Annotated in this window: 5 protein-coding genes and 1 pseudogene; 3 read left to right on the forward strand and 3 right to left on the reverse strand. The window is 45.0% G+C overall.

Going from position 1 to position 8,359, the window contains the following annotated elements; all coding sequences use genetic code 11:
• The 3 genes and pseudogenes from AB4133_RS14895 to AB4133_RS14905 all read right to left on the reverse strand — a co-directional run.
• Complete coding sequence (locus tag AB4133_RS14895) at positions 1–1,149, reverse strand: glycerate kinase (RefSeq protein WP_372121910.1); 1,149 nt, start codon at positions 1,147–1,149, stop codon at positions 1–3.
• A gap of 63 nt (positions 1,150–1,212) precedes the next feature.
• Entirely contained in the window at positions 1,213–3,852 is a 2,640-nt protein-coding gene (gene mngB / locus AB4133_RS14900) for a mannosylglycerate hydrolase (protein ID WP_136974899.1), read from the reverse strand.
• A 118-nt stretch (positions 3,853–3,970) separates the two neighbouring features.
• Positions 3,971–4,468 (reverse strand): annotated as a pseudogene (locus AB4133_RS14905) (fructose PTS transporter subunit IIA); the annotation flags it as partial.
• Between the two features lie 253 nt (positions 4,469–4,721).
• On the opposite strand from AB4133_RS14905, the gene AB4133_RS14910 reads away from it, so the two are divergent.
• The 3 genes from AB4133_RS14910 (at position 4,722) to AB4133_RS14920 (ending at position 8,236) form a co-directional block, all read left to right on the forward strand.
• A complete protein-coding gene (locus tag AB4133_RS14910) occupies positions 4,722–5,462 on the forward strand; it encodes a GntR family transcriptional regulator (RefSeq protein WP_241910602.1) in 741 nt (246 codons plus the stop codon).
• A 239-nt stretch (positions 5,463–5,701) separates the two neighbouring features.
• Positions 5,702–7,327: a PTS fructose transporter subunit IIC gene (locus tag AB4133_RS14915; protein ID WP_198594332.1), complete on the forward strand. Its 1,626-nt coding sequence runs from the start codon at positions 5,702–5,704 to the stop codon at positions 7,325–7,327.
• A gap of 183 nt (positions 7,328–7,510) precedes the next feature.
• The gene (locus AB4133_RS14920; RefSeq protein ID WP_102321452.1) at positions 7,511–8,236 is read left to right on the forward strand and encodes a GntR family transcriptional regulator; all 726 of its coding nucleotides are present in this window, start codon (positions 7,511–7,513) and stop codon (positions 8,234–8,236) included.
• Positions 8,237–8,359 lie beyond the last annotated feature (123 nt).

Here is an 8,359-nt window from a genome sequence, read left to right on the forward strand (position 1 = left end):
CTACTTCTCTCCAAAAATCTGTGCGCCGACTTTCAAAGTAGCGGCAATATTGCGTGCAGTGCGAGTCAGATTATCGCCCGCCTCTGTCAGAACTTGTTCTAGTGGTTGTGGTGAACGAACCGTGCCAAAGGTGCTATCGACAACGTTGTAGAGTTCATCAATCTCTTTACCCAATGAGCCTGCAATTCCAATCACGGGAATACCTTGTAGCGTGGCTCGTTTAGCAATACCAAACGGGGTCTTGCCTTGCAGGGTTTGGTTATCCATCTGGCCTTCGCCAGTAATAACCAGATCCGTGCCCTGCAGCACTTGGTCTGCGTTTAAGGTGTCTAAAACCATCTCAATACCTTGCTTGATTTGGATATCAAATAGCAGTGATAAACCAAGAGATGCGCCACCAGCAGCGCCAAAGCCAAGTGTAGTTCGGTTATCTGTTCCAGTGAGATTGCTGCTGACCTCTCCAAAATGATTCAACGCGTCATCAAGCTGATCAATCAGTTCCGAGGAAGCCCCTTTTTGAGCACCAAAGATATAGCTAGCGCCGTTTTCACCAACTAATGGATTGTTGACATCACAAGCGATCACAAACTCGACCTGTTGGCATCGAGGATGGATATTGCTTAAGTCGATACGAGAAAGGTTAGAAAGAGCAGTACCACCCAAGGCAATCTCATTGCCTTGCTCGTCCAACAACTTGCCACCCAATGCTTGGACGATACCAGCCCCACCATCATTGGTGGCGCTGCCTCCAAGACCAAGCAGGACTTTATTTACACCTTTCTCAAGTGCCTCTTTGATCAACTCACCAGTACCATAGGTAGTTGCAAGGGCAGGATCGCGATCTTGTGGCGAAACTAGGTCTAATCCCGATGCTGAAGCTATCTCTATCAATGCCGTATTACCGTCATCAAGCAGTGCCCAATGTGCATCGACGGTCTCACCTTGTGGGTTCATCACTTGGGTAGTTTGCACAATGCCATCTAACCCTTGCATCAATACATCGACCGTTCCCTCACCGCCGTCGGCCAGCGGTAGATGCACATACTCCGCTTCTGGGAATACTTGTGCAAAACCGGCTTCAACGCTTTGGCATACCTGCTTGGCACTAAGAGACTCTTTAAATGAATCGGGGGCAATTACAATCTTCATCTCGGTTCACCAACTCCGCCCAGTTGGAATCAGAGCGGAGGTTTCTACGGTTAAAAACTAGGATTAAAACTTCACTTGGAATGATTTAGCCTGACACGCATTAAGTGCACCAAAGCTCTGGCTAGCGACTTCGGTATCACGTACTCGCTCATCCAAGCTGGTCTCTTGCCATGAAGTCACTGGTTGAGTGAAGGTAACACCATCTTCAATCTGTCCAGATTCAGCCGGGTTGTAGACACGTAGAATTAAGGCATCTTCATCTTCCGCTTTCTTCAGTACACTAAGAACAGCTCCTTTCTGCTCTTTGGCAAGAAGCGAGTAGGTTAACGGCTTGTCTTGCTCACCGACGTTTAGCTTCATTGCGTTGTACGGGATCTTGTTGTAACACTCGATTGGCGTTACATAGTCTCGTGCTTTAGCCATAACGTTGGCCGCGATATGGTTGCCAGCAAAACCAAGTAAGCTGAATTCACACACCAACTTGCCGCGAGTTTGCGAGTCTGGGGTCGGGATCTTGATACCTGAAGGACGTCCTGGACGCAGCAACAACTCTTCTTTACCTAGAACTCCTACCCCACGCAGTAGAGTTAGAGCAAAGGTATCGCGTTCTTCATTGCCTTGGCTTGATACGAATTCAAACTCACGCAGACCATTGGTCATCAATGCCAGTCCACCTGTCTGGTTTTCAACCGCAGCAAAGTTCATCAGCTGGTACACAGGCACTGGCGCTTCTTTCCAGCTTTCTTGCTCCCATACTTCCATTGCAGGGTCGTTAGTTGGTCGAGTGATAAGGCCAAACTGGTTATCTGCCACCACATTTTCAGAGACAAATGGCGTTGGGATAAGCACACGTACTCGATGATCGTCTGCTTGATTATCTAGCTCCATACGGACTTCAATGCGGCGTGAACCGGCTTTAAGTACCACTTGACAATCGACATCTACATAGCCGTTTTGTCCTGTGCGCTCTTCACGCTCTTGCAGATTAGCTGGTACATCCATTCGCAGTTTGATGCTAGCAACCGATTGGAATCCTTCATGTTTAATATCGGTTTCGACTTTAAACTCATCTGAGTAAAGCAGCCACTCTTTGCGAGATGGCGAATAGTCGTACTCATCGCCATCGTCTGAACCATCTTCAATTTTTAGCACTTGGTCGTATGTCATCTCGGTTTCTTTGTCCAAGATGGTTAGGGTGCCATTGTCGTTCACTTTGATGGTGTAGAACTCATTCTCTAGCAGGTAATCTTTCTGCTCGGCAATCTTCTGAGCACCTTGTTCATTGCCTTGAATATGCAAGGTAGCAAAGCCCATCGCAGGTACAGATTGTTTAATCTGAATATCGTACTCAATAAACGGGTCATAGTTACCGTAGTGGACAATCTGGCGGTCAATCTTGCCTGGGTCGATCACTCGCTGATCTTGGATGAAGTACTCAACTGAGTTGCCGTTATCATCGAAGATGTTGAACTGCTCTGCACGAATAGTGATGGTGGTGTTGATCACCTCTTCACGTTCGTATGGCGATAGGTTAAAGAAAGCTAGCTTGTCGCAGCCTTCACGCGCTGGCATGTGGTCAACAATTTTACGCTTGTAAAAGGTGATCAGATTGCTCGCCATATCGTCGGCTAGGATGTAACGGTTAAGGATCTCCGCATGCACCTTGTCTGAACAGCAGCAGCCAATAGAGTCATGGGCATGGTTCTTCATGCTCTCTTTCCACATTTTCTCAATCAAGCCATGGTGATATTCAAAACCTAGTGACCAAGCGATAGAAGCAAGAGGTTCTAGGATGTTGACGATCTTATTCTCTACCTGAGCGTGGATCAGCTTGATATCCATACGAGTTGACGAAATTGTACGGTGCACACGCATGTATTTGCCGTCGTTAAACTCGCCTTTTACTGTGTCTAATTGATCGCGTTCTTGCTTGATGCGGTCGAACACCTCTTCAAAGCGGCTCATCACAAACTCACGTTCTGGGTAAACCTCACGTAGCTTGTCCATCACCTCAAAGATGTCTTTTTGGATTGGCATCTGATCGTGACCATTCGGCAGCAGGATATCTTTGGTCACTGACGGTTTTTCTAACACCGGGAAGTATTTGTCTAGGCGAGCACGCAGCCCTTCTTCATCTTGAGGTAGGTACTTACCAATCGCATATCCAAGAGGCAGTACTTGTGCAGCTACTTCTGAACCATCATTAGATTGCCATAAGAACTCAGTTTTGTTGGTACCGTGACGCTCAGAGCAACCACGCCAGAACATCGCTGTATCGATATCAAATCCGTTATAGATCATCGGCAACTGTGAGCTCATTGAGAACGAGTCTGGCAAGTAACCAATTTTCATTGGCTCACCTAACTCTAGACAATCGCGTAGGCCGTACAACATGTTACGAACGATTGACTCACCACCAACCTGCATAGTGTCAGTTTGAGAGTACCAAGGGCCAACAATAAGTTTGCCCGCCTGAACTAGGTCACGTACACGCTCTTTATTTTCTGGCTTGATGGCAAAGTAGTCTTCAAGGACAGCGGTCTGACCATCAAGTACATAGTATTTGTATTCTGGATCGCTCTCCAGACGTTGCATGATCTCTTCCATGTTGTTCACCAGAAGAATACGAGACTCTTCAGTGGTGAAGTACCATTCGCGATCCCAGTGCATGTGTGGGGTAATATGAACGCGTGATTTAGTCATTGTTTTGTACCTGTAAAGACTGTGCTGTGCGACTTAAATGAGTAATGGCTTTTGAGTAAACGCTGAGTTATCCAAATAACTTTGAAGCAATAGAACCAAACAACCCTTTCTTCTCTTCAACTACTGGTGCAGATTCTTCGGCTGCCTGTTCAATTTGTTCTTCCTCATCGCTAAGAAGTGCAAAAATTTGTTCTACAGTTGTCGCGCTAAGTACCGCTTCACGAACTTCATCATCAATCAAAGTACTTGTCAGCTCGGTCAGCAGTTGCATGTGTGTAGAGCCCGCTTCAGCATTAGGAATAGCAATTAGAAAGATCAGATTTACATCCTCTTCTTCATCAATGCCCTGCCATTTCAAATCTTGTTTTAGGGTTGCGACTGCAAATGCTGCTTCTTTCACTGCGTCGGTTTTGCCATGTGGAACAGCAAGGCCTTCGCCTAGCGCCGTTGCACCATGCTCTTCACGGGCAAACACAGCTTTTAAATACTCTTCTTTGTCGTGCAGTTTGCCTTGTTGGTCGAGTTGTTCAGCGAGTGCTTCAATTGCAGCGTCACGACTTTCGAACGTCGTTTGTAGATTAATCAGTGATGAGTTGGTAAGCGTTGTAAGGTTCATAGTTTTAGCCCCGTGTTCACGTTCTTTTGGGTTATCTGTTTATGTGACAACAATAATACCAATCAAATACAAATAAACCATGATACAGATCTCACAAATATCACGATATGTATTAAATTGGAGTTAAAGGCCCATATTTGTATTCTTTATCATTATTTAACTGGGTAGAATTCGTATTATTCAAGTCAAAGGTCACACACTAAGACCTGTTAGAGTGGTTCTACAGGTTAATACGCAAGAGGTTAGCTAGGATATGACGACAAGATTACCCATGTACCGACAAATCGCTGATGCCATTAGAGATAAGATTAGCACCGGTATTTACAAGGTTGGTGAAGCACTACCGACAGAAGCACAACTCCGTGAAGAGTTCTCTGTCAGCCGCGTAACTATACGCCAAGCGCTTAAACTTCTAATCGAACAACAAGAGCTAGAAAGTATTCAAGGTAGTGGTACCTATGTAAAAGAGAGCAAAATAAACTACAACATCTACCAACAGAGCAGCTTTGCTGAGAAATGGGCTCATTTGCAGGGAGTAACACACAGCGATGTCTTATCTTTCGAGGTACAAGCCGCCTCATTAACGCTGGCCGAACACTTGGATATCAATGAAGGCGAGCGCATTTTCTACATCAAGAGAGTACGTTTCCTGGACGAGACCGCCATTACGGTTGAAGAGACTTGGATGCCAACGACTATGTTCCCAGACCTCAGTTACCAAGTGATGCAAGGGTCGAAATATGACTACATCGAAAAGCAAAAGAAGATGGTGATAGATAGAAGTGAGCAAGAAATCATGCCTGTCCTTCCACCAAGTGACGTGGCGACATTGCTTGGAGTCAATCCTACAGAACCTGTTATAGAAAAGCGTACTCGCGGATACCTAGAAAATGACACCATCTTCGAATATAGCCGAAACTATTTCACGACCAACAACTATAAATTTACCCTCACCTCTAAGCGCCAAAGGGCGAATACAAGCTATTCTATTTAAATAAGGGTTTTATTACTTAATGTCGCCTCGTAGCTATTTAGTATTATATTTCAATGGCATATAGTCATAGTGCATTTTTTGTATTACTTTGATACTGAGAACAATAAAAACAAATTAAATACAAATAATACAACTTGTGAGAATTATCACAGATGATTAAAACAAATTAAGTAAGAATATAATCATTGAGTGACCTATTTGTCGCTCAAATGACGAGAGACGACGCAAAGGAACATCAGATGAAAATCTTAGCGATTACAGCATGTACAGCCGGTGTAGCGCACACCTACATGGCGGCTAAAAATTTAGAAAAGAAAGCAGCCGCGCGCGGTTGGGAAATAAAGGTCGAGAAGCAAGGTGCGAATGGACTAGATGGAAAACTAACCGCACAAGATATCGCGCAGGCCGATGGCATTATCTACGCTGTTGACGTAGGCGTAATTGAAGCTGAGCGCTTCGAGGGGCTAACGTCTGTGCAAGGTAAGGTTAAAGATGGTATCAAAGCCGCTGATGAAATGCTTGATGCACTCGAAGAGAAGGTCAAAGCGGGTGGCTCAAATGCGAAAGCAGCCACGACGACCAACAAGTTTGCCGAGAAGGAAGAGAGCAACGACAATATGATCGTTAGTTTCTTGAAACTTTGGTACAAGGGCGCTCTTTCAGGCGTATCTCACATCATTCCTCTTGTTATAATCGGTGGTCTTTGTGTAGGTCTTCTAAATCTATTCTTCGGCTACGATTACACCCACCTTTATGATGAAGCGATACTGGTTGAATACACGGGCAAAACATACGCAGACCTTGGCATAATTAACGCCGCTGAAGGGTTAGCAAACAGTGAAATCGGTGCAATTAAGAAAGAAGTTTATGCAGCTATTGCACAGCCAGAAGCCAAAGCGCAGTTTGAGTCTTCGTTTCAAGGCATTATTCATTTCCTATACTACGGCACGTTAAAAGCATTTAACCCACTGTTAATCTGTGTGCTTGCAGCATTTACAGCTTACGGTATGGTCGGTAAACCTGGTCTAGCTCCTGGTTTCGTCGGTGGTTTCGTCGCTGTTGGTGGTGGATTCGGTAAGATCTCTATCATGACCGGCGGCTTCCTAGGTGGCTTAGTAGCCGGTGCAGCAGCAGCGTTATTTGTTATGCTTGTCCGCCAGATCAAAGTACCGAAAGTACTAGAGTCAGTGAAGATGATTATCATCACACCTCTACTAGCGGGTATCGCAACACTAATCTTTATGTATGCGGGCCCTGGTAAGTTCTTCGCGATGCTTAACAGTGGTTTGGTTGACTGGCTAACCTCAATGGGCACAAACAACCTACTGATTCTTGGTTTCATCCTCGGTGCTATGGCTTGTTTCGATATGGGCGGCCCGGTAAACAAAGCGGCTTACCTATTCTGTATCGGTGTTGGTACAAGTGGTGACTTCGCTGGTGATGCATCAATCTTTTACGCTGCCTTTACTGCTGCGAAATGTATCCCTGGTATGTCATTAGGCATTATGTCTGTCGTATTCAAACGTTTCTTCGATGAAGAAGATCGCTTGGCAGGCCCTTCAACCGCTATCTTAGGTTTCTGTGGTATCACTGAAGGTGCTATCCCTTACGCTGTAAAAGATCCAATGCGTATCATCCCTGCTCATATGATTGGTGGTGGTGTAGCGGCTGCATTAATTCTTTCTTCTAAGATTACTATTGGTACCGTAGCTGGCGGCGCAGTGTTCATGCTACCTGTCATCGGTAACCCTGTTGCTTGGCTGACTTACTTCGTCATCGGTATTGCAGTGTCAATGGCACTAACCATCGGATTAAAAGTAATAGGAAACCAAAAAGAAAAGAAGTTAGCTGAAACGAAAGCTTAACTCACCCTCACTTAGTATGCTCCAAAACTCCAAGCCTCCCCCGCTTGGAGTTTTTTTGTATTATCAGCTCACTCACTCAACAACCATTTCTTGTATTCAGTGCTTTAATTCGTATCATTAAGCCTCTAGAGGTGATCACAAGTCGTTGTCACCTATCTCTTTTGTATTGTTTTCGAGGTTTACATGGCAAGACTGCCCCTGTATCGCAAAATAGCTGACGCCATTCGAGAAAAAATCAGCAGTAAGATTTACAAGGTAGGTGAGGCGCTGCCAACAGAAGCTCAACTGTGCGAAGAGTTTTCTGCCAGCCGAGTAACCGTTCGTCAGGCGCTTAAACTTCTGATCGAAAATGAAGAGCTAGAGAGCATTCAGGGTAGTGGCACCTACGTTAAAGAGAATAAGGTTAACTACGATATCTACCAACAAAGTAGCTTTGCGGAAAAATGGGCTCATTTAGGTGGGATAACTCATAGCGATGTAATTGCCTTTGAAATTCAATCTGCCTCGTTAACACTAGCAGAGCACTTAGACATCAACGAAGGCGCTCGAATTTTTTACGTAAAACGCGTTCGTTTTGTCGATGACAACCCAATCACCGTTGAAGAGACATGGATGCCAGTCGACATGTTCCCGGATCTAACCTATCAAGTGATGCAAGGCTCGAAATACGATTATATCGAGAAGCAGAAAAAACTGGTGATAGATAGAAGTGAGCAGGAAATCGTGCCCATCCTCCCGGCTAACGATGTTGCTGAGTTGCTAGGCATCAGTCCTGCCGACCCGATCATTGAGAAGCGCACTCGCAGCTACCTACACGATGACACTGTATTCGAATATAGTCGCAACTACTTTAAATCCAGTGACTATAAGTTCACTCTAGTCGCAAAAAGACGGAAATCTCCCCGTTAACCTGTGGACGTTTTGAGTAAACTTGTAGAATGTTCGAATCGACTATTCAGATTACTATTTATAGGACAAACTTTCTTTAACAAGATAGCTATGAGTAAAAACACTAACGTGATGTATGGAATC

The organism is Vibrio sp. 10N.286.52.F8 (assembly GCF_041468745.1).
Classification (GTDB): Bacteria; Pseudomonadota; Gammaproteobacteria; order Enterobacterales; family Vibrionaceae; genus Vibrio; species Vibrio crassostreae_C.